This is a genomic window from Frankia sp. Mgl5 (genome assembly GCF_023242985.1).
Lineage (GTDB): Bacteria > Actinomycetota > Actinomycetes > Frankiales > Frankiaceae > Parafrankia > Parafrankia soli.
In genome coordinates this window covers 34,681-57,184 of the sequence record NZ_JALKFY010000682.1, presented here as the reverse complement: position 1 = coordinate 57,184, position 22,504 = coordinate 34,681, and the positions used below count along the sequence as shown (strand labels likewise).

The following is a 22,504-nucleotide window of genomic DNA, read 5'->3' as shown; positions in this document are numbered from 1 at the left end:
CGACCCTTGGGGCCGAGCGTGACCTTGACCGCGTCGGCCAGCTGGTTCATGCCGCGCTCCAGGCCGCGCCGTGCCTCTTCATCGAAGGCAATGATCTTCGGCATATGGGGTGTTTCCTCCTGGGCTTGGGCCATGCGGAGGAGTGCCGGCCGCCGGCGGGTGCCTGACAACGAAGACGATGGGCTCGCGTGGCCCAGGCACCCGTCGCTCCGGAGGTTGGCACTCGACCTAGCTGAGTGCCAGCCACTGTATAGCTCTCGGCACCCCCGGAACCGAGGCCATCACCACCCCGCGTGATCGAGCCGAAGGGAAGAGTGCGGTGTACTGGCGACCACGCCGGGCGCCGATCCCGCCCGGCGCGAGAATTCGCAGGGGGAAGGCCTGGGTCCGCCTGCGTTCGGCCCGCGCCGGTGCCCACCGGCGCCCGCGCTGGCAGCCGGCAGGTCGGCACCGAGGTGCTCCGCCTCGTGGGCAACCCTGTTGGTCGGGCCCGCCGTCCAACCCTTCAGTGCCAGTGCCGCTTGAACCCGTCACCTGGAAGGCCTGACATGCGACGCAGCGAGTTCACCGTCACCGCCGACCATCACCAGTTCCTCGTGTAAAGCGGGAACTCGCTGGTGATCACCGCTGCTTCTGTCAGCGACACCGGCGACGGTCTCGTTGCCGTCAGCGATGGGGACTGAGGACAGTCGCGGGGACGAACTACGGTCCGCTCGCCGTGCGGGTCGAGCTGCACAACAACGAACCGCCGCCGCCCACGGCCGAGTGGACCGAGGTATCCGAGATATCCGAGGTGAGTTTCCGCGTCCAGGTCGGCCCGGTGGAGGTCGGCACCCTCATGGGCGTGCCGCTTCTGGACGGCCCGGATCTCGCGTTCGCCGGCCCCGGCTGGTACCGGATCAGGATCGCGGCGCGGGGAAGGGACGAGGCGAGCGGTGGCTCCGAGTCCCTGACCGGCCCGTTTTTCGAGCACGATGCGATCGCGGTCCGGCGGGCCCCGCGCGCACCGGCGATATCGCGGGAAAGGCTGCCTTCGGCATCGGTGGCGTCGTCACATCCTGGGATTACCGGAGGTTGACAGAACCCTCGTAGGACGACCCATCTCCTCGCTTCGAGTCGCTTCTTCCGGAGCCATCCGTGGTGGACATCGGCTGGGTCTCCGTGGAGGGGGAACACGCGTCACGTTGCGGCACGAGAACCTTCCGGAACTTCTCGGTCCCGCTGTGACCGATCTGTGGCGCTACTATCTTGCCAGGCTCACGCGCCATTGCGAAACGGGGCCTGGGGCGACCACCCGTGGGACGACGCGCGCCGTACCGACGGGCGTCCCCGGGCCTCTCGACGCCCTGCTGGATGATCTCCTGTTACTGCTGTTGCGAAACCGCGGACAGGGTGTCGCTGTCGAGAGTGACGTCGAGATCGGACTCCAGGTGCGGGACGGAGTTCGAGCGGAGCCGGGTCAACCGCACCGGCGAGATGCGCCATCTGCGGTCCGGGCGGCGAACCGGTGAGGTAGTCGTAGTCGAGGCTGTCCGCCGCCTCGGCGATCCGGCGCACGTCATCGGACCCGCCGTCCCGTTCCCAGTCGGGATGCGTTCCCGGCGCAAGTGGCAGGACGGGCATGAGGAGACCGAACTCCGTCATGAGAGCCGACCCTGACGTGACTGGACCTTAGTGAATGAGCGAGCACTTATCTCGGTGGTGGCGTGCTCGCCGGCTTCGCCGTTGACGGCGCCCACGCTGTGCCGCGTGGTGCCGGCTGCTCCGGGTGCGGCGGGCCCGACGCGGCTGCGGCCGCGCCTGACGCGAAGTCGGTGATCTTCGACGGCGTGGGCCACCGTCTGCCCCGCGAATGTGGGCGGGTGCTCGGCGGCCACATCCCTGACCTCGGTCATCGCGCAGAAGGGCGACCATCGGCTGGTCGGCCATCCGTGTCACCCGCGGGTATGACCTGTGCCGGCATCCTGCTCGTCGCGCATGCCGAACGCGAGCCGGGTATGGATCTTCAAGCGGTCCGGAATCGGCCGACCAACTGCGGAAATGCATGCTCGTAGGTCGACCAGTTGACAGAAAAGTGATCGCTCACAATACTGGGCGCCATCCCGGAGTCGAGTGCTGGAGGCGGCATGGACGACCGGGGCGACAATTCGGAGAGCGACAGCCGCGCCGGCGTCGTCTGTTGTGTTCGAAGGGAGAGGTGGGACGGGGCGCGGGCGATATGCGCGACCCTGTGCTGGCCGGCATGGGTCGCATCGCGGGGGCGGTGCGACCGGTATCCGGCGGTGGTTCGAGGTGGAGTGTTGCCACGGATGAGCGGGTGTTGATTTTTCGCGGAGGTCGTCCGGGGTAGTTACGCTGCCTGTGCTCATGCGTGACCGCCTGAGTCGCATGGTGTTGTGTCCGCGTGGCGATTTTTCCTGCGACGGGTTTCGTGGCGCGGGCGGATTCCGAAGATCGCGAGCGCGCCCCACCGGCGCTGGGAACTTCGAATCGCCTGTCCGGGCGGTGGTTGCTGTCCATTTTCCGCATTGCACCGCGCCGCGCACCGGTGTCGTGAGTTGACGCATCCTTTTTCGCGCCGCTGGATGGGGAGGTTCAGACGGCCCTGTGCGCCTGCGCGAAAAACGTCCAACTGATTTCTGTGTGCCGTAGGTCCTCAGGGGGCGCCGAGCGGCCTCTGTTCGGCGCGCCGGCAGGCCCGGAACCGGCCGAACCACTGCGTTCCCCTGGATCCATACAGCGCACCGCCGATACGGGGCGGCGGCCTTTCGTAGTGCGACGAAAGAGATGGAGACACCATGTCTGACAACGCTTCCACACCCCTGGAATCCGGCCCGGGGCTGACCCGTCGGAGGATCCTCGGCACAGTGGCGCTTGGCGCGGCTGCGGCTGGTGGGCTGGCGGCCGGCCCTGGCAGCGGACGGGCACGGGCCGCCACAGCCCCGCCGGACGCGGCCGTCACCGAGCAGCGGGAACGGGCCGTCGTCATCGGCAGCGGATTCGGCGGCGGCGTGACCGCGCTGCGGCTGGCACAGGCCGGAGTGCCCACTCTTGTCCTGGAACGTGGCCTGCGGTGGCCGACGGGGCCGAACGCGACGACCTTCTGCCGCTGGGCGAACATCGACAACCGGTCCGCCTGGCTGACCGACCACAGCACGACCCCGGGCGTGGACAAGACCTGGACGCCCTACACCGGGGTGATCGAGAGCCTGCCGGGCGACGGCATAACGGTCAACTGCGGTGCCGGCGTCGGTGGCGGCTCGCTGGTGTACCACGGGATGACACTGCAGCCGACCAGCCAGAACTTCGCGGCCTCCATCCCGGAGGCCGCGAGTCTCTACCGCGACCTGAACCAGTGGGCCTACCCCACCGTCGCCACCATGCTGGGCGTCTCCACGGTGCCGAACGACGTGCTGAACGCGGATCAGTACCGGTCGTCCCGGCTCTTTCTGGATGTGGCCGCCAACAGCGGCCTGGAGCCGTTCCGGGTTCCGCTGCCGGTCGACTGGAGCTATGTCCGGGGTGAGCTCACCGGTCAGTACGAGCCGACCTACACCACCAGCGACATCGTCTTCGGCGTCAACAACGGCGGCAAGCACTCGATAGACGTCACCTACCTCGCCTCGGCCGAGGCCACGGGCCGGGTACGGGTGAGCCCACTGCACGTGGTGCGGGACGTCCAGATGGACCCGGACGGCCGCTGGGTGCTCTCCGTCGACCGCATCGACACCGGCGGCACCGTGCAGGAGCGGAAGCGGATCACCGCGGACGCGGTGTTCCTCAACGCCGGTTCCGCCGGTACCACGCGGCTCCTGGTCAAGGCGCGAGCCAAGGGGCTGGTACCCGACCTCCCCGACGCCATCGGCACGAAGTGGGGAAACAACGGTGATCGGATCTACGCCTGGGTCGGCATGAACGGTGATCCTGGCACCCGGCAGGGCGGCCCGGCGTGTGTGGGCGGCCGGGACACGCAGGGGCCGATTCCGGCCACCATCATCCATGCGGGTGCGCCCGCCGACACCGGCGGCGTGAAGCTGATGACGGTCGTCGGTTTCGGGATCGTCGACGCCGCCGGCACGTGGGCCTACGACCCGAACACGGACGACGCCAGGCTCACCTGGCCGGCGACCGGTGACGCCGCGCTCCAGACCCAGATCGCCGCCCGGATGCAGGCGATCGCCGCCGCGGGTGGCGGGATGATGATCGACACGAACGCCCAGGCGAACTCGACCTGGCATGCCCTGGGCGGGGTGCCGATGGGATCGGCGGTCGACCTGTACGGCCGGATCATCGGCCACAAGGGCCTCTACGTACTCGACGGGTCGCGGATCCCGGGCTCCACCGGTGCCTGTAACCCCTCCATGACGATCGCGGCCCTGGCCGAGCACAGCATGTCCACGATCATCCGTGAGGACGTCGGACGTGTCTTCTGACGGCACCACCGCTTCCTGAGCCTCCGCGCGGCCGCATCCGGCGGGAGCCGTCCAGGCTCCCGCCGTGAGGGCGGCGCTCCCCGCCCGATGCCCGATGTCCGACGCCTGCACCTGGAGCGTGAGCGTATGCCCGACGGCCGGATTCGCACGCTGATCGTCGAAGCCGACCCGATGACCGCTGAGGCCCACAGCGTCTATGTGGAGAAGCTCGCCGGCTTCACCGTCAGCGGGGTGACCCACACCGGCGCCCAGTGCCTGCGGCAGCTCACCCGAGACGGCCACGATCTCGTGCTGCTTGATCTCAACCTGCCCGACATGACGGGCTTCGACGTGTGTCGCACGCTGCGGTGCCGGGGGGCCGGACCGGACATCATCGCCGTCACGGCGGCCCGGGACGTCGCGACCGTGCGCACGGCGGTGGCCTACGGGGCCGTCCAGTATCTGGTGAAGCCCTTCGGTTTCGCCGCGTTCCGGAGCCGGCTCGAGTGCTACGCGGCGTTCCGCAGCGAGCTCATGCTGGGGCGCACCGGCCCGATCGGCCAGCGTGAGGTGGATGCGGCCCTCGCGGCGCTGCGGCCCGGAACCACCCTGTGGCCCGAGCAGCCCAAGGGCACGTCGATCGCGACTCTCGACGCGGTTGTCGCCTACCTCCGGCAGGCGGCCGGGCCGATGTCGGCGGACGAGATCGCCAGCGCTGTGGGCCTGTCCAGGGTGACGGCGCGTCGATACCTGGAGCGTCTCACCGATCAGCGGCTCACGAGCCGGACGCAACGGTACGGGCGGCCCGGCCGGCCGGAGCACCTGTACCAATGGCGAGACGTCCGCGTCGCTTCGACCAGATAAAGAACACTATGACCGAAATCGTGACTTCTCCCTGATGGTGCGCGATCTTGTGTGTCAAGATGCCGACCATGTTGGAGACCTGAGTGGACGAAGTGAGCGCACAGCCGGCTGACCGCGGCGAGCGGGACGTCCTTGTCACCGGAATGGGCTTCTGCCTCCCCGGCGAAGACGGTCCGGTCCTCACCGCCGAGGAGGTGTGGGACATCGCGTCGAACGGGCGTTCCTGCCTGGTCAAGGACGGTATTTACCACGGTCGGGTCGACCTGGCGCCGGAGATGTTCGAGGAGCGGCTGCCGGAGATTCCCAAGCTGTACTCGGCTCAGCTCACCAAGTCGCACCGCTTCGGGCTTCTCTCCTTCGTGGAGGCGTGCTCGGACGCGAAGATCGATTTTCGGGCGGGCGCCCTGCGTCACGCCGCGATCCTCACCGGGCGAGGGGGGCTCGACGACAACGTCGACCCGTACCGGGCCCTGCACGAGGCGACACCCGAGACGCTTTCCGCGGACGCCGCGACCGCGTTGTTCATCCGGGCCCAGCTCGGCATCACCTCGTACGACGTCACGCTCCTGCAGGCGTCGATCGCCCGGTCGACGGGCCCGAGCTTCACGGTTTCCTGTGGCTGTTCCTCCTCCACCATCCAGCTCGGCAACGCCCTGCGGATGATCGCCGCCGGGGAGGTCGACATCGCGGTCGTCACCGGTGTCGACGCGTTCAGCATGGACCTGATGCGCAACGCGCAGCGGCTTCTGCTCGCCGCGACGCGCGGCGGCCCGCGGCCCGGCGCGGACACCCTGCCCGAGACGCTGCCGTCGATGGACCGGCCGATGCGCCCCTACGACGTCCGCGCCGACTGCGTGAACTTCGGCGAGGGCTCGGTCACCGTGGTCCTGGAGAGCCGCCGGCACGCAGAGTGGCGCGGAGCACACGTCTACGGGCGCCTGATCGCGCAGGCCACCACACGTGACGGCCTTGCCAGCCCGCTGTCGCTGGACGACTCGGGCGCCTCACTGGTCGCCGCGGTGCGCAAGTGTCTCGGGGACCGCTGGAGCATCGACCAGATCCCGTACATCAACGGTGGCAGCGACGGTGACACGAACGTCACGAACACCGAGGCGAACGCCGTCCGGGAACTGTACGGGCCGGCGGTCCCGTCGGTTCTTCTCAGCTCGCAGGAGGCGTGTTTCGGGCACAGCGGGGCCCAGTCCGGAAACCTCGGCCTGGCGTTGACTCTCCTCATGATGGAGAAAAGCCTGGTGTGCCCCACCGCGAACTGCGAGCAGCCGATCGAGGGCCTGCCTTTCGACCCGATTCCGGGAACGCGGCCGCGGCCGTTGCGGTTCGATCACGCGCTGAGCTTCACCTACCAGATCGGCGGCCTGAAGAGCGTGATCCTCATGAGTTCCGCCGATGCTTCCTGACGATGGTTCCTGAACATCTGAACATCTGAATACCTGAACACCTGCTGAGATCGGCCTGGGATCTCGGCTGGCCGTTTCGCGCGCGACCGGGTCCGCGCGGCCGATTCGGCCGCACACCTGTAGAGAGGCACGGACCGACCGAGAATGAGCACATTTGCCGACGCGTGGTCGAATACCACGGCCGCCGACAAGGAATCCTGCGTCAAACGGGATGACATAGCGATCGTGGGGATGGGGTGCCGCCTTCCGGGCGGCGTGGATTCGCCGGCCGCACTCTGGCGGCTCCTGGTGGAGGAACGGGACGCGGTCGGCGATCCACCTGCGGGCAGGTGGGAGGCCGACGCGTTCGTCGACCCTGTCCTGACCGCGGCGGGCCGCTCCGTTCCCCGCCAGGGCGGTTACCTCGAGGACGTGTCCGGTTTCGACGCCGACTTCTTCGGCGTCTCACATCGGGAGGCCGCCGTCCTCGACCCGCAGCACCGGCTGCTGCTCGAGGTCGCCTGGGAGGCTCTGGACAACGCCGGTCTCCCTGCCGACCGGCTCGAGGCCACGCCGACGGGCGTGTTCACCGGGCTCAGCTACACCGACTACATGGATCGGCTGGCCGGGCACCCGGACGAGCTCGAGGGCTCGGTCCTCACCAACGGGATCTGCGTGGCGGGTGGCCGGATCTCCTACCTGCTCGGCCTGCGCGGGCCCAGCATGTCGGTGGACACCGCCTGCTCGTCGTCGCTGGTCGCCGTGCATCTCGCCTGCCAGAGCCTGCGGTCCGGGGAGTGCACGGTGGCGCTCGCGGGCGGGGTGACTCTCATGCTGTGGCCCCGGGTGACCAAGTCGTTCGTCCGGATGGGCATGCTCTCGCCGACGAGCCGCTGCCACACCTTCGACGCCGCCGCGGACGGGTTCGTCCGCGGCGAAGGTTGCGGAGTCGTCGTCCTGAAGCGGCTTGCCGACGCCAACCGCGACGGTGACCGGGTCCTGGCCGTGATCCGCGGGTCGGCGGTGAACCAGGACGGCCACACCGACGGGCTGACCGTTCCCTCCGCGCAGGCCCAGTACGAGGTGGCGGCCGCCGCGCTGCGGCGCGCCGAGGTCGACCCGGCCGAGGTCGGGCTGGTGGAGGCGCACGGCACCGGCACGAAGGTCGGCGACCCCGTCGAGTTCGCCGCACTGAGTCGCGCCTACGGCACCGATGGCGCGCGGTGCGCGCTCGGTTCGGTGAAGACGAACCTGGGGCACCTGGAGCCCGCGGCGGGTGTCGCCGGCCTGATCAAGGCGGTGCTGTGCCTGCGGCACGGCCAGATACCGGCGAACCTGCACTTCATCCGGTGGAACCCGGCGATCGACGCTGACGGGTCGCGGTTCTTCGTGCCCACCGGGCTGACCGACTGGCCTGGCGCCGCGCCGTCGCGGCTGGCCGCCGTTTCCTCGTTCGGGTTCTCCGGGACGAACGCGCACCTGGTGCTCGAACAGGCCACGGCCGGGGTGAGTCGTCCCCCGATTCCAGCCGCGCGTACTCCGGCACGGGCCGAACACGAGTCCGGCCGGGTCGACGGCCGGTCGTCGGCCGTCCGGGCCCGCGGGGCCCGCGGGCCGGAGGTGGTCCTGGTGCCCGCCGGGTCGCCCGCGGTGCTGCCCGCCGCCGCGGCGCGGCTCGCGGACTGGCTGGAGCGCGAGCCCGGAGATGCCGCGGCCACCGGAGGTGATCCCGCGGCCGGTGCCGGCGTGCCTGCCCGGGGCGCGGGTCTGCGGGACGTCGCCTACACCTCGGCGCGCAGGCGGTCCCCCGGGAACGGCCGGCTGGCTGTCGTGGCAGCCTCGCGGAAGGACCTGATCCGGGACCTGCGCGCCTACGCGGACGGCCGGTTGGTCCCCAACGTCGTCTCCGGGGCCGCCGCCCGGGGCGTGCGGCGCGGCGCGGTGTGGGTGTTCTCCGGCCAGGGCTCGCAGTGGGCGGGCATGGGGGCCGACCTGCTGGACGCGGAGCCGGTGTTCTCGGCCGCGTTGGCCGAGGTCGACCCTCTCATCGCCGCCGAGGCCGGTTTCTCGGTGCTGGAGGTGCTGCGCCGCCGGGAGGCGGTCACCGGGTGCGACCGGGTGCAGCCCCTGCTCTTCGCGGTACAGATCGGGCTGGCCGCGTTGTGGCGCGCCCACGGTGTCGAGCCCGCGGCGGTCATCGGTCACTCGATGGGGGAGACGGCCGCGGCTGTCGTCGCCGGCGCGCTGACCCTGGCCGACGGTGTCCGGGTGATCTGCCGCCGTTCCCGGCTGCTCACCCGGGTGGCCGGCCTCGGCGCGATGGCCACCGTCGGCCTGGACCGGTACGCGACCGAGGCCGAGCTCGCCGCGGCCGGCGCGAGCGGCGAGGTCGCTGTCGCGGTCCTGGCGGCTCCCGGCTCCACCGTCGTCTCCGGCGCCGCGGACAGGATCAGGGATCTAGTCATCGACTGGACCGCGCGTGGCCTGGCGGCCCATCAGATCGCGGTGGACGTCGCCTCGCACTCACCCCAGGTCGACCCGCTGCTCGCCGACCTCACCGCGGAACTGGCCGAACTGCGCCCCCGGCCGGCCGAGGTCCGCTTCTACTCGACCGCGGCGGAGGACCCGCGGGGGAAGCACGAGCTCGACGCCGCCTACTGGTGCGCGAACCTGCGCCGTACCGTGCGCTTCAGCGACGCCGTGACCGCGGCCGCGGCCGACGGGCACCGGGTCTTCGTGGAGATCTCCCCGCATCCGGTCGTCACCCGGTCGGTCACCGACATCCTCGCCGCGGCCGGGCGGGAGCCGGTGGTACTGCCGACGCTGCGTCGCGACGAGGACGGCGTGGCCGCCTTCCGTACCAGTCTCGCGACCGCGCACTGCGTGGGAGTTCCGGTGGACTGGTCCGTGCTCTACCCGACCGGCGACCTCGTGGACCTGCCGACGATCTCCTTCGACCGCCGGCGCCACTGGGCGGACCGCGCGGCTCCGGCGGCGGCTCCGGCGGCCGCCGGTGGCCGTGGCGGGCCGGCGGCGCTCGACGGCCGGGAGGCCGTGGACCGGTCGCTGCCCGGGGAGCACCTGGTGGTGCCCGGCGAGCATCTGCGCCACGTCTGGCGGGCCGACGCCGGGACCGCGGTCATCCCCTGGCTGGCTGACCACCTGGTACACGACCGCGTGGTACTGCCCGGCGCCGCGTACTGCTCGCTGGCGGTCACCGCCGCCGCCGAGGTGTTCGAGGTGGGGCCGGCCCGGGTGCGGGTCACCGGCATCGCCTTCGAGGAGGTGCTCTACCTGGGCGAGCACACCGAGATCACGATGACGGTCGCCGTCACCGGCCCCGGCGAGGCGGAGTGCGAGATCCACGCGCGGGCCGGTGACGGCGCCTGGACCCGTCACATGGCCGCCACCGTCACGTGCGCCGACGACGACCCGCCGCCGGACACCGCCGCCGGCGGCCTGGCGGAACTCGCCGGTGCCCATCCTCGTCGGGTCGGCCCCGCGCGCCTGTACGAGGCGATGCGGGAGCGGGGCATCCACCACGGCCCGGCGTTCACGGCGCTGTCCGATCTGCACCTGTCCGAAGACGGTAGGAGCGCCTGGGCGGGCATCGGGATCCCGACCGAGGCGTACGCCACCGAGGACGCGTTGGCCGTGCACCCCGTGCTGCTGGACGCCGCCGCCCAGACGTTGCTGACCTGCATGCCCGGCCTGGTCGCCGGCTCGGCGTCCGGTGGTCTGGTGCTGCCTGCCGGGACGGACAGCATCCGGATCCACGGCGATCCGGCGACCGTGCGCTACTGCCACGCCCGCCTGGACGCCACCGGGACGGGCACTCTCACCGGCGAGGTCCGCCTGCTGGACGAGGCCGGCGCGCTCGTCGTCGCCATCGACGGCATGAGACTCGTCCACCAGGACGGCCAGCGTCGCCTCGACGGTTCCGGGTACGCCCGGGCGTCCGGCGGTCCCGGGGGCTGGATCTACGGGATCGACTGGGAGCCGTCACCCCGCCCGGAGCCGGCCCAGCCGCGGGCCGCCGGCCGATGGCTGCTGCTCGGCGACGCGAGCGGTTCGGTGGGCGCGCTCGGCACGGCCCTGTCCGCCGCCGGGGCGGACGTCGACGTCCAGCCGCTGCCCGGTCCCGACGACGCCCGGCGGGCCTGGGCGGCGTCCCTCACCGGGGACGCCGGGGGAGCCGTCGGCCGGCGGGTGGTCGTCGTCCTCGACGGCGCGACCGCGCAGCCAGCGCCCGGTGCCCAGGCCGACCCGTCGGCCCTGGCCGGCCCGCCGTTCCCGCCGTTCCCGCCGGATCCGGCGGGGGCGCAGCAGCGGACCATGACGGTGCTGGGCGTCGCCGCGGCGTTGGCCGAGCTGCCCGGAGTGCCGCCCGGCCTGACCGTGGTGACCCGAGGTGCACACGCCCTGGGCGGGAACGCGGCCCCTGATCTTGATCACGGCGGGATCCGTGGACTGCTCCGGGTGCTCACGCTGGAACACCCCGAGCTGCGCGCCGCCCACATCGACGCCGATCCCGGCCCGGATGTGGCGGCCGTCGCCGCCGAGTTGCTCGGCGATGTCCACGGCGCCCGCTCCGGCCCCGCCGATGACGAGGTCGCGCTGCGGGCCGGTGTCCGTTTCGTCGCCCGGTTGACCCCCGCGCCGGTGACCGCCGCCGAGCGTGGTGCCGCCGGGCGGCGTACGGTCCGGTACGGCCACGACCGGTTCGCCCTGCAGCCGCCCGGCAACGGGAATCTCGACGACCTGCGGCTCGTCGCCGCCGACCGGCGCCCACCCGGGCACGGCGAGGTCGAGGTCCGAATCCAGGCCGCCGGCCTGAACTTCCGGGACGTCCTCATCTGCCTGGGGGCATTGCCGCAGACACCGATCGGCTTCGAGTGCGCCGGCGTGGTCACGGCGGTCGGGCCGGGCGTCACCGACCGCCGGCCCGGCGACGCGGTACTCGCGGTGAACTTCACTGACGGCGGCGCGTTCGGCTCGTTCCTGACCATCGACGCCGACCTGACCATGCCTGTACCCGTCGGACTCGACCCGGCCACCGCCGCGGGCATCCCCACCGGCTTCCTCACCGCCTGGTACGCGCTGCGGGACGTCGCCCAGCTGCGGGCTGGCGAGCGGGTGCTGATCCACTCCGGCACCGGCGGGACCGGTCTCGCCGCGATCGCCGTCGCGCGGCTGCTGGGAGCCGAGGTCCTCGCCACCGCCGGCACCCCGGAGAAACGCGCCTATCTGCGCGGCATGGGCATCACCCACGTCATGGACTCGCGTTCGGTCGACTTCAGCGCGCAGACCCTGGCCGCGACCGGCGGGCAGGGCGTCGACGTCGTGCTCAACTCGCTGTCGGGGCCGGCGATCCGCGCAGGAATGGAGTGCCTGCGGCCCTTCGGACGTTTCGTCGAGCTCGGGCTGCGCGACATCCTCGCGGACTCGGCGCTCGGGCTGGCGCCGTTCCGCAACAGCATCACCTTCGCCGGGGTGAACCTGATCGAGCTCTACCGGCACCAGCCGGAGCGGGTCGCCCGGCTGCTGCGGGAGCTGACGGCGGCGCTCGCCGCCGGCGAGCTCGCGCCGCTGCCTGTCACGACCTATCCGCTGGAGGCCGCCACGGATGCGTTTCGGCTGATGGCCGGTGCCGCGCACATCGGCAAGGTCGTGCTCGAGGTCCCCGACGACGCGGTGACCGAGGCCGTGCTGCCCGACGGGCCGCCGTCGCCGGTCGGCGTGGACGGCTCGTACATCGTCACCGGTGGCCTGCGCGGCGTCGGCCTGGAGACCGCCGCCTGGCTGGCGGAGAAGGGCGCGGCCAGAGTGGTGCTCAACGGGCGGTCCGAGCCCACCGAGGCGGTCCGGGAGCGCGTCGCGAAACTGGTCGCGGGCGGCACGGACGTCCAGGTGGTGCTCGGCGACGTCGCCGAGCCCGGGGTGGCGGAGCGCCTCGTCGCCGCCGCCACCGCCGGGGGCGGCCGGCTGCGTGGCGTCGTTCACGCGGCGATGGTCCTGGACGACGCCACGCTCACCACGATCACCGCCGACCAGGTGCGTCGGGTCTGGCATCCGAAGACGTTCGGCGCGTGGCGGCTGCACGAGGCGACGGCCGGGGCGGACCTCGACTGGTTCGTGCTCTACTCGTCGATGGCCTCCCTGCTCGGCAACCCCGGGCAGGGCGCGTACGCCGCCGCGAACTCCTGGCTCGACGGCTTCGCCGACTGGCGGTGCGCTCAGGGGCTGGCGACCACCGTCGTCAACTGGGGTCCGTGGGCCGAGGTGGGCGCCGCCACCGACTTCGCCGAGCGTGGGTACGCGATGATCCCGGTGCGGGCCGGGCTCGCCGCGCTGGAGACGCTGCTCGTCCACGGGCGGCGGCGCGCGGGTGTGCTCCCCGGCGAGCCGGGCTCCTGGATTCCGGCCACGGGCCGTTCCTCGTCGCTGTTCGCCCGGTTCGTCGACGACGAGCACGCCCCGTCGGCCGCCGCCGGGGGCGCCGTGGCCGTTCCGGGCGCCGGGGGTGCCGCCACCGCGGTCGCGGACGGGCCGGGCGCTGTCCTGGCCGGGCTACGCACGGTGGCTCCCGGCCTCCCGCGGCGCACGGCCTTCGAGGCGTACCTGACCGAGCACCTCAGGGCCGTCCTCCGGCTGGGCCAGTCCGTGCTCGACCCGGACATCCCGCTACGGTCCCTCGGCTTCGACTCCCTGCTGGCTCTCGAACTGCGGTCCCGCCTGGAACCGGGGCTCGGGATATCCCTGCCGGGGAACTTCATCTGGAAGTACGACACCGTCGCGGCTCTCGCCGCCGGTCTCGCCGACCACACGAAGCTCCCGCTCGACGGCGGCGAATAAGACTCACTGCGAACTGAACCGTCGGCGCTGCTCGAAGGGCGGCGCCGGCGGTTCATGCGTGCGGCCCGGATCCGTAGTTGTGCCTATACCCTCTGGGGTATATAGAGTGGCGGCGCGGAGGTGGTCAGGTGGGGAGGTCGGAATGGGCCTGAGCGGTGCGGTCATGATCTCGCCTTCCTGTCAATGCGTACGCGGTTGGCGTTCCAAGCCGCGTCCGCAGGTGGCGGAATGGCGGGCCGAGAGTTCGGCGGTTGCTCTCCGGAAGGGGGCATTGTCAGCTCCAGGTGACGACGGTGTGGTCGTCAATGAAGCCCATCATTGCTCCTAGCGTGGTTCGGCTCTGAGTGTCATCCGTGTTCGGCTCGACAGCGTGGACGTGGGCGCCGTTGAAAACATAGACGTCGCCGGCGTTGATTTTGATCAGATTCGCCTCGTGGCCGTCGACCAACTGGGCCGCTCCTTTCGCCCTTCCATGGCTTCGCGTCCCCGGCGACGCCAGCTGCCATCGGGCTTGGACGAGCTCTGTATCGTCCGTCTACTCTGCCACAGACGGGCCGGTCGGCGGCTCCTTTTGCTGGCGAGTGGGTTAATTCCGACAGATAGCCGAACGCCGGCTCCTCGACGGTTCGTATCCCCTGGCGAGGTTCCGGCATATTGGGGCCATGTCCGTCGTGTTGGAACCGGGGTATCCATCGGGTTCTCAGGGCGACTTCGGGACGCGGTGGATCGTGGATCCGGCGGTAGCACCACCTCGCGCCGTAAGCGGCCGCGGCCGCGGTGGCGGTGGCGGTGGCCTCACGAGTGCAGGGGCGGAGCCGTTGGGATCGGGTGGCCAGCGTCGCCGTCCGCCTCGTTCGCGCGATACCCCCCGGGGTATGTAGGGTGAGGTTGTGGAGGTGGGCGGATGGAGATGAACGCGACGGTGCTCGCGGATGCGCTGACGCGGTTGCGGCGGGCGCATGGTCAGTTGGGCGCCGTGGTCAACATGATCGAGAACGGCGACGAGTGTGAGCGGGTGCTGATCCAGCTCGCCGCGGTCTCGAAGGCGCTGGACCGGGCCGGATTCAAGATCATCGCGACGGGGATGCGGCAGTGTCAGGCCGCCCGCGAGCGGGGGGAGCAGCCGCCGCTCAGCGAGGAACAGCTGGAGAAGTTGTTCCTCGCCCTGTCATGAGAGCCGTGTCGTGAGGGCGTGACGTCGGTCGGCCCGCCAGGCTGACCGGCTCGACCCCTACCTGCTCGACCGGCTCGATGGGAGATGGGTGGCTGTGTCGCCCATCTCCCGGCGTTGCCATGGCCCAACTCTGTCGTCGATATACCCCCGGGGGTATCTGGATGGGTATCCCCGGCGGTGAACGAAGGGTGGATGGATGAGATGACGATTGCCGTTGAGGTCGTGGAGACCTCCATGCTCGGCGACCGCAGCTACCTGGCGCACGACGGCCGGCTGGCGGTGGTGGTCGACCCGCAGCGTGACATCGACCGGATCCTGGCCCTGGCCGGCGGGATCGGCGTGCGGATCAGTCACGTGGTGGAGACCCATCTGCACAACGACTACGTCTCGGGCGGGCTCGCGCTGGCCCGGGTGACCGGCGCCCGCTACGGGGTGGCGGCGGCCGACGACGTCCACTTCGACCGGCTGCCGCTGTCCGACGGCGACGAGATCACGATCTCCGACGAGGCCGCGATGACGGTGGTGGCCACCCCCGGCCACACCTTTCATCACCTGTCGTTCCTGCTCCACGGCCCGAAGGGTCCGGTCGGGGTGTTCACTGGCGGGTCGCTGCTGTTCGGCACCACCGGCCGCACCGACCTGCTGGGCACCCAGCACGCGCACACCCTTGCCCGGCACCAGCACGCGTCGGCGCGGCGGCTGGCCGACCTGCTGCCGCAGGGGGCGCAGGTCTGGCCGACGCACGGCTTCGGCAGCTTCTGCTCGGCCAGCCAGTCCGACGTTCCCGCGTCGACCATCGGACAGGAACGGACGATCAATCCGGTGCTGCGGCTGGCGGCGGACGACTTCGTCACCGAGATCCTCGCCGGCCTGGACGCGTTCCCCGCCTACTACGCCCACATGGGCGCGCGGAACGCCGGCGGGGCCGACCTGGTGGATCTCACCCCGGTCAGGGTCGCCGACGCGGGCGAGCTGCGCTCCCGGATCACGGCCGGCGAGTGGGTGGTCGACCTGCGGTCCCGGAAGGCCTTTGCGCACCGGCACCTGACCGGGACGCTGAGCCTTGGCCTGGACGGTCCGATGTCGACCTGGCTCGGCTGGCTGATGAGCTGGGGGACGCCGGTGACGCTGCTCGGCGAGTCCGACGCCCAGATCGGCCAGGCACAGCGGGAGCTGGCCCGCATCGGCATCGACCGCCCGGCGGCCGCCGCGACCGGAACCCCCGAGCAGTGGGCCGCGGGCGACCAGTCGAGCCTGGGCCCGCTGCCTTCGGCGACGTACCCGGAGCTGGCCGCGGCGCTGGCCGGACGTCCGCCGCGTGGCCTGCCCGCTCCCGATGTCGTGCTGGACGTCCGGCTGCGCAACGAGTGGCGGAACGGACACCTCGCCGGGGCCGTGCACATCCCGCTGCCCGAGCTGCCCGGCCGGATCGGGGAGGTGCCGGGCGAAGCCGTGTGGGTGTACTGCGGGTCCGGGTACCGCGCCGCTGCCGCCGCCAGCCTCCTTGCCCGCGCCGGCCGCACCGCGGCGTTCATCGACGACTCCTACACAGCTGCCGCCGACGCCGGCCTGCCGATCGTCGCCGGGGAGGGAGCGGAATGAACACCCACGATGCCGCCAGGACGGCCCACATCGACGTCGCCAGCCTGCGCGAGCTGATGACGGTGGCAAGCCCGCCACCGCGCCTGATCGACGTGCGCACGCCGGGGGAGTTCGAGGCCGTCCACATCCCCGGCTCCCGCAACGTGCCGCTCGATCTGCTTCGCAAGCATCGCGACGAGCTGCGTGGCCACCTCGGCGCGGGCGCGATGCTCGTCTGCCGTACCGGTGCCCGGGCCCGGCAGGCCGAGCAGGCGCTCGCCGCCGCCGGCCTGGCGAACCTGCGGGTGCTCGACGGCGGGATCGTCGCCTGGCAGGCCGCGCAGGCCCCGGTGCGTGCCGGCCGCCCGCGCTGGGCGCTGGAACGCCAGGTCCGCCTGATCGCGGGTTCGGTGGTTCTCGCGTCGGTGCTGGTCGGGATGGCGGTGCCGCCGGTGACCTGGCTGGCGGCGGTGATCGGCGCGGGGCTGACGATCGCCGCGCTGACCGACACCTGTCTGATGGGCATGCTCCTCGCGCGGCTGCCCTACAACCGGGGGCCGCGGGCCGATCTGGAATCCGTCCTGGCCGCGCTCGCCGGCGACCGGGCCTGAGCGGCCGGGCTCGGGTCCGGGCATCCGATGACTATTTCGCTGGGACTGGGCCTGATCGTCGGTGCGCTGCTCGGGCTGTTCGGCGGCGGCGGGTCGGTCCTGGCCGTGCCGGCCCTGGTCTACGGCGCCGGACTGCCGTTGCGCGCGGCGGTGCCGGCGTCCCTGCTCGTTGTGGGGATCTCCTCGGCCACGGCCGCGGTGGCTCGCGTGCGGGCCGGGCAGGTGCGGTGGCGGATCGCCGCCGTCTTCGGGGTGACCGGCGCGGCCGCGGCCTTCGTCGGCGCCGCGGTGAACCGGCGGCTCGACCCGGCCATCGTGCTGATCGGCTTCGCCGCGCTCATGGTGGCCGCCGGTGCCCAGATGCTGCGGGGGCGCTCCAGGCTCGGTGCCGACTGCGCGTTGCCCAGCGGCGGGACGAACTGGCGCGGCTGCCTCCCCAAAGCGCTCGGCGCCGGCCTGGGCGTGGGGTTCCTGACCGGCCTGTTCGGGGTCGGCGGCGGCTTTCTCATCATCCCGGCCCTGGTCCTGCTGCTGGGCCTGCCGATGCCGGCCGCGGTCGGCACCTCGCTGGTCGTGATCGTGACGAACGCGGTGGCCGGGTTCGCCGCACACGCCGGGGACGGTGCGCTGGATGTTCCCGTCGTGGCGGCGTTCACCGGCGCGGCAGTGGTCGGTGCGCTGGGTGCCGGGCGCGTGGCCGACCGGCTGCCCGCCGACCGGTTGCGCCGTTGGTTCGCCTACCTGGTCTTCGCCGTGGCGGCCTTCGTCGTGGCGCAGGCTGTGCTGAACCCGTCAGCGGGAGGCTGAGCCAGCGCCCGAGCGCTTCCGCCTGACCCCTTCGGCGCGGACCCCACGGCGGGGGGCGGGTACCTCGGCGGCGGGCCGGAGGTGCGCCCGCGGGCCGAAACCCGCGGGCGCGATGCCGGTGAACAGTCCGAACGCGGAACGCCTACCAGATGCGGACCCGGTCGGCCGGGTCCAGCCACAGCCCGTCGCCGGGCTCGGTGCCGAAGACGTCGTGGAACTCGTCGAGGTTGCGCACGATGTTGGCGCGCAGGTCCGGCGGGCTGTGCGGGTCGGTGGTGAGGTACTGCCGCTCGAGCTCGAGCCGGCGCTTGCTGCGCCACACATAGGCCCAGTTCATGAACAGCCGACGTCGGTCCTCCCGCGACGCCTCGCCGCCCTGGGAGATGACGTAGGCCTGGTGGGCGATGGTCAGGCCGCCGAGGTCGCCGATGTTCTCGCCCACGGTGAGGGCGCCGTTCACCTTCTCGCCCGGCAGGTTGCGTGACTCGAACCCGTTGTACTGCTCGACCAGCGTCTTCGACTTCACCTCGAAGGCCGCCTTGTCGGCGGGCGTCCACCAGTCGTTGAGGTTGCCGGCGCCGTCGTACTGCGCGCCCTGGTCGTCGAAGCCGTGACCGACCTCGTGGCCGATCACCGCGCCGATGCCGCCGTAGTTCTCGGCCGGGTGGCCGTCCGGGCTGAAGAACGGCTTCTGGAGAATGGCGGCCGGGAAGCAGATCTCGTTGGTGCCCGGGTTGTAGTAGGCGTTGACGGTCTGCGGGAGCATGAACCACTCGTCGCGGTCCACCGGCGAGCCGATCTTGGCCAGCTCCCGGTCGGTCTCGAACGCGGCGGCGGCGCGGGCGTTGCCCATCAGGTCGCCGCGGCGCACCGGCAGCGCCGAGTAGTCCCGGAACCGGTCGGGGTAGCCGATCTTCGGCCGGAACGTCTCGAGCTTCTCGTACGCCCGCTGCTTGGTCTCCTCCGTCATCCAGTCCAGCTGGGAGATCGACGAGTGGTAGGCCGCGAGCAGGTTCGCGACGAGGTCGTCCATCTGCGCCTTGGCGCGCGGCGGGAAGTGCCGGGCGACGTACTCCCTGCCGACGGACTCCCCGATCGCGCCCTCGACGAACGCCACCGCGCGCTTCCAGCGGGCCCGCAGCTCGGGCGTGCCGCTGAGCGTGCGTCCGTAGAAGTCGAAGTGGGTCTCGGTGAACACGTCGGGCAGGTAGGCCGCGGCCGAGCGCAGCACGCGGCTGACCAGCCAGTCGCGCCACACCTCGACCGGCGTGTCGGTCAGCACGGTCGACAGGTGCTCGAAGAACGACGGCTGCCGTACGCATGCCTCCGCCAGCGTGGCGTTCGGGCCGGTCAGCGACCCACCGAGGCCGGTGACGTAGGCGTCCCAGTCGAACGCCGGGCAGAGCGCGGCCAGCTGTCCGCCCGTCATCAGGTTGTAGGTCTTCTGGACGTCGCGGGTCTCGGCCCGCTCCCAGTGGCCCTTCGCGAGCAGGGTTTCCACGTCGAGGATCCGCTGCGCGGCGCCCTCGGGGTCGGGGTGCCCGCCCAGCCCGAGCATCCGGGTCAGGTAGTCGACGTACTTCTGGCGGGTCTCGGCGAACTTGTCGTCGTGGTAGTACGACTCGTCCGGCAGGCCGAGGCCGCCCTGGCGCAGGTGGAACAGGTAGCGGTCGGAGTTGCGGTCGTCGGTGTCGACGTAGGAGCCGAACAGTCCGGCGCCGCCGATCCGCTCGAGCTCGCCGAGGAACGCGGCGAGGCCGCGGACGTCGCTCAGCCCGCGCGCGCCGTCCAGCAGCGGCCGCACCGGGCCCAGGCCGAGCGCCTCGATCGCCTCGGTGTCCATGAAGGAGTTGTAGAGGTCGCCGATCTTCCGCGCGTCCTCGCCCTGGGTGGCCGGGTCCCGCGCGGCGAGGTCGGTGATGATGTCGCGGACCTGCCGCTCGGCGTCATCGGCCAGCTGCACGAACGGGCCCCAGCTCGACCGGTCGGACGGGATCTCCGTCTCGGCGAGCCACCGGCCGTTCACGTGGCCGAACAGGTCGTCCTGCGGTCGGACGTCGAGGTCCATGCCCTCGCGGGCGTCGTCGAGGATGCTCACAGAACGGAAGTCTCCAATCGATTGCCGCCGGGCCATGGAGCAACGCCGAGCTGTCCAGCCCGTCCGGTGCACCCCCTCGACGGTATCTGCCCGCATGTAGGCATCCGTTCTGTTCGCGGACACCCGTTGTCGATCACGGGCGGTCGACGGGCCGGCCGTGATCAGGTGCTGTCGGGCTTGACAAATGACACCTTGTGGGTGTCATTATGGCCGGGCGCGCGATCTACGCCCGCTGCGCGGACAAGGCCCCACTGCTCCGGGCCGCGGTGCGGCACGCCACCGTTCGCCTGCTCCGCGACGGCCTCCGGCCCCGCCGACCTGATGGAGATGTCCTTGCCGCCTTACGCAGACCGGCCCGTCGCCGTCGTCACGGGCGCCAGTTCGGGGATAGGCCGGGCGACCGCCCGCACTCTCGCCGAGCAGGGCTGGCAGGTGATCGGCGTCGGCCGAGATCCGGTACGCAGCGCCGCCGCCGAGGCCGAGATCGCCGCGGCGGCGCGCGAGGACGGCGGCTTCACGATGCTGCGCGGCGACTTCACCCTCATGGCGGACGTCCGGCGCGTCGCCGGCGAGATCCAGCACCTCACCCCGCGCCTCGACGTCCTCATCAACAACGCCGGCGGCGTGCGAGACCGGCAGATCATCAGCGCGGAGGGCACCGAGGCGACCTTCGCCGTCAACCACCTCGCCCCGTTCCTGCTGACCCGGGAGCTCACGCCCCTGCTGCGGGCGAGCGCGGCCAGCCTGCCCGCCGGATCGACGCGGGTGATCGCCGTGTCGTCGAGCGGCCACCGCGCGGTTGACGGGCTCGACTGGGACGATCTGCAGAGCCTCGGCGAGTTCCGTCCCGCCGTCGCCTACTGCCGGGCCAAGCTCGCCAACATCCTGTTCACCCGCGAGCTGGCCCGGCGGGCCGGGCCGGACGGGATCGTCGCCCAGGCCATGCATCCCGGCGTCGTGGCCAGCAACTTCAGCGCGCACGGCGACGCGGCGATGCGGGCGCACATGGCCGCGGCCGACACGGTGCCACCCGACGAACCGGCGGAGACGCTGGCCTGGCTGGCCACCGAGCCCGAAGGCGGCCGCACCGGCGGGCGCTACTTCCATCGCAGGGCGGAGGAGCTACCCGCCGAAGCCGCGCGGGACGATGCCGCCGCCGCCCGCCTCTGGACCGAGAGCGAGCGGCTGCTGGACGGGCTCGGCTTGCACTGATCCGTTGATCCGTTGATCTGTTTCCGCCTCCGTCGGTCCACCCTCGGCGGGCGGGCGCGGAAACCGTGGCGCTCCTGGAACGAAGATCAGAGCGTGTTGCCGCACAGGCCCGGCTCGACGACGAGGAACGCGTCGCCCGAGCCGTTGACCTGGACGAACGAGTAGCACGTGGTGGGCCGGCCCGCGCCCGTCCGGAAGCTGATCGGGCTGATCAGGCCACCGGCGGCGTAGCTGTTCTGGGCGCGCAGCCGGTCGATGAAGCCCTGACGCGTCGGGCAGGCGTCGGCGAGGCGCAGGCCCTCCAGGAACATGTCGGTGCTGATGTAGGCGAGCACCGAGCTGTCGTTCTCGGGCTGGGCGACCTGCGGCGCGTACCGGTTCATCGCCTCCAGGTAGGTCCGGATCGCCGGGCCGCCGAGCTCCAGTGGCCGGTAGACGAGCGGCACGGTGATTCCCGCCGCCTGCGCGCCGAAGGTCTTCAGGAACCCCTTGTCGTAGCCGTTGCCGGAAAGGACGACCTTCGGCGGGTGGCCGGCCTGCCGTAGTGTGCTCAGGATGCCGACGAGGCTGTCCGGCGGGATGAGGCCGATGACCGTGTCCGCCTTCGCCGCGACGATCCTGGAGGCCGCCGCGGCCGGGTTGTCGACGTTCGGGGTGAAGCTCACCGTGTCGACCACGGGTATTCCGCTGGCGGCGAGGCTGCGCGCGTACTTGTCGGCGGTATCCGAGATGCCCGCGGACAGCGCGGGCTGCAGGATCACCGCGCGCCGGCCCCCCTGGGAACGCACGAACTGGCCCTGGGTGTCGACGGCGACGCCGGTCCCATAGGTGAAGGCGAACATGTTCCGCATCGTCGACCAGACCTGCTCGTGGGCCAGGCCCGTCACGGGAACTCCCTGGTCGGCGAGGTAGCGCGCGCTTCCTGAGGCCGCGACGGACAGCTCGATGAGACCGAAGACGTTCTGGTGCTCGACAAGGTCGCGGGCGCCCATCGCGTTCTCCGTGGCGGACCCCTTGTCGTCGCGCCACTGGTAGACGACCTTGCGGCCGTGCACGCCCCCGGCCGCGTTCACCTCACCGATGCGGGCGTCGATCCCGCCCCGGACGGCGTCGGAACGCTCCGCGGCCGGCCCGGTGTCCGGGTACAGCACACCGAGATCGATCTGCTGGGCGCCCACACCCGGTGCGGCGCAGCCGGTCGCCGCGCTGGCCTCGGGCGACGAACAGCCGGCGAGGAGACCCGCCGCGCCGACGGAAACCGCGGCCAGCACCGAGCACAACATTCGACGACGGGAGAACATCGGGCCCCCTGGATGATGGTCTCGAAAGAAAAACGGGACCGGGAAGTTTCGCGTGTCACACGCGCCGTGAACGTGGCATCCCGGTCACTGGTGAATCTCCCGTGGAGCGCTGCCTCTGAACGGTGATCCGTCCGCCGGCCGTCTGAATGGTCGGCAGGTGCGCCCCGACGATACCAAGACAGGCGGCCTTGC

General features: G+C 71.6%; 13 protein-coding genes. 10 read left to right on the top strand and 3 right to left on the bottom strand.

Features of this window, described 5'->3' with window-relative positions; all coding sequences use genetic code 11:
• Nucleotides 1-718: 718 nt before the first annotated feature.
• The 5 genes from MXD62_RS24630 to MXD62_RS24610 all read left to right on the top strand — a co-directional run bounded on the left by MXD62_RS24630 (nucleotide 719) and on the right by MXD62_RS24610 (nucleotide 13,528).
• Nucleotides 719-1,078 carry a hypothetical protein gene (locus tag MXD62_RS24630; protein ID WP_248831825.1) on the top strand — a complete coding sequence of 120 codons (360 nt, stop codon included), beginning with the start codon at nucleotides 719-721 and terminating at the stop codon, nucleotides 1,076-1,078.
• Between the two features lie 1,720 nt (nucleotides 1,079-2,798).
• On the top strand, nucleotides 2,799-4,433 hold the full coding sequence (locus MXD62_RS24625) for a GMC oxidoreductase (RefSeq protein WP_248831824.1): 1,635 nt from the start codon (nucleotides 2,799-2,801) through the stop codon (nucleotides 4,431-4,433).
• Nucleotides 4,434-4,520: 87 nt separating this feature from the next.
• Entirely contained in the window at nucleotides 4,521-5,276 is a 756-nt protein-coding gene (locus MXD62_RS24620; RefSeq protein WP_248831823.1) for a response regulator, read from the top strand.
• 92 nt (nucleotides 5,277-5,368) lie between these two features.
• Nucleotides 5,369-6,694, top strand: a complete 1,326-nt coding sequence (locus tag MXD62_RS39845) for a beta-ketoacyl synthase (RefSeq protein ID WP_248831822.1) — start codon at nucleotides 5,369-5,371, stop codon at nucleotides 6,692-6,694.
• A 144-nt stretch (nucleotides 6,695-6,838) separates the two neighbouring features.
• Complete coding sequence (locus MXD62_RS24610) at nucleotides 6,839-13,528, top strand: type I polyketide synthase (protein WP_248831821.1); 6,690 nt, start codon at nucleotides 6,839-6,841, stop codon at nucleotides 13,526-13,528.
• A 274-nt stretch (nucleotides 13,529-13,802) separates the two neighbouring features.
• Here the strand turns inward: MXD62_RS24610 and MXD62_RS24605 are convergent, their stop codons facing one another.
• On the bottom strand, nucleotides 13,803-13,976 hold the full coding sequence (locus MXD62_RS24605; protein ID WP_248831820.1) for a hypothetical protein: 174 nt from the start codon (nucleotides 13,974-13,976) through the stop codon (nucleotides 13,803-13,805).
• Nucleotides 13,977-14,432: 456 nt separating this feature from the next.
• Here MXD62_RS24605 and MXD62_RS24600 point away from each other — a divergent pair, with 456 nt between their 5' ends.
• The 4 genes from MXD62_RS24600 (at nucleotide 14,433) to MXD62_RS24585 (ending at nucleotide 17,701) form a co-directional block, all read left to right on the top strand.
• Nucleotides 14,433-14,702 (top strand): metal-sensitive transcriptional regulator, encoded by a 270-nt coding sequence (locus tag MXD62_RS24600; protein ID WP_041254262.1) that lies wholly within the window; start codon nucleotides 14,433-14,435, stop codon nucleotides 14,700-14,702.
• A 201-nt stretch (nucleotides 14,703-14,903) separates the two neighbouring features.
• Complete coding sequence (locus MXD62_RS24595; RefSeq protein WP_248831819.1) at nucleotides 14,904-16,304, top strand: MBL fold metallo-hydrolase; 1,401 nt, start codon at nucleotides 14,904-14,906, stop codon at nucleotides 16,302-16,304.
• Entirely contained in the window at nucleotides 16,301-16,894 is a 594-nt protein-coding gene (locus MXD62_RS24590; protein ID WP_248831818.1) for a rhodanese-like domain-containing protein, read from the top strand. Before MXD62_RS24595 ends, MXD62_RS24590 begins: the two co-directional genes overlap by 4 nt.
• Nucleotides 16,895-16,921: 27 nt before the next feature.
• Nucleotides 16,922-17,701, top strand: coding sequence for a sulfite exporter TauE/SafE family protein (locus MXD62_RS24585; protein WP_248831817.1), 780 nt, complete (start codon nucleotides 16,922-16,924; stop codon nucleotides 17,699-17,701).
• Nucleotides 17,702-17,843: 142 nt separating this feature from the next.
• On the opposite strand, the gene MXD62_RS24580 is transcribed toward MXD62_RS24585, so the two are convergent.
• Nucleotides 17,844-19,799 carry a M13-type metalloendopeptidase gene (locus MXD62_RS24580; RefSeq protein WP_308301316.1) on the bottom strand — a complete coding sequence of 652 codons (1,956 nt, stop codon included), beginning with the start codon at nucleotides 19,797-19,799 and terminating at the stop codon, nucleotides 17,844-17,846.
• Between the two features lie 321 nt (nucleotides 19,800-20,120).
• Here MXD62_RS24580 and MXD62_RS24575 point away from each other — a divergent pair, with 321 nt between their 5' ends.
• Entirely contained in the window at nucleotides 20,121-21,011 is an 891-nt protein-coding gene (locus MXD62_RS24575) for an SDR family NAD(P)-dependent oxidoreductase (protein WP_368862448.1), read from the top strand.
• A gap of 86 nt (nucleotides 21,012-21,097) precedes the next feature.
• On the opposite strand, the gene MXD62_RS24570 is transcribed toward MXD62_RS24575, so the two are convergent.
• Nucleotides 21,098-22,312, bottom strand: a complete 1,215-nt coding sequence (locus MXD62_RS24570) for an ABC transporter substrate-binding protein (RefSeq protein WP_248831815.1) — start codon at nucleotides 22,310-22,312, stop codon at nucleotides 21,098-21,100.
• Nucleotides 22,313-22,504: the final 192 nt, after the last annotated feature.

Coding starts and splice junctions, on each gene's coding strand:
- MXD62_RS24575 (WP_368862448.1), top strand. CDS start 20,121: ATGGAGATGTCCTTGCCGCCTTACGCAGACCGGCCCGTCGCCGTCGTC.
- MXD62_RS24590 (WP_248831818.1), top strand. CDS start 16,301: ATGAACACCCACGATGCCGCCAGGACGGCCCACATCGACGTCGCCAGC.
- MXD62_RS24625 (WP_248831824.1), top strand. CDS start 2,799: ATGTCTGACAACGCTTCCACACCCCTGGAATCCGGCCCGGGGCTGACC.
- MXD62_RS24570 (WP_248831815.1), bottom strand. CDS start 22,312: ATGTTCTCCCGTCGTCGAATGTTGTGCTCGGTGCTGGCCGCGGTTTCC.
- MXD62_RS24595 (WP_248831819.1), top strand. CDS start 14,904: ATGACGATTGCCGTTGAGGTCGTGGAGACCTCCATGCTCGGCGACCGC.
- MXD62_RS24585 (WP_248831817.1), top strand. CDS start 16,922: ATGACTATTTCGCTGGGACTGGGCCTGATCGTCGGTGCGCTGCTCGGG.
- MXD62_RS24610 (WP_248831821.1), top strand. CDS start 6,839: ATGAGCACATTTGCCGACGCGTGGTCGAATACCACGGCCGCCGACAAG.
- MXD62_RS24600 (WP_041254262.1), top strand. CDS start 14,433: ATGGAGATGAACGCGACGGTGCTCGCGGATGCGCTGACGCGGTTGCGG.
- MXD62_RS24620 (WP_248831823.1), top strand. CDS start 4,521: ATGCCCGATGTCCGACGCCTGCACCTGGAGCGTGAGCGTATGCCCGAC.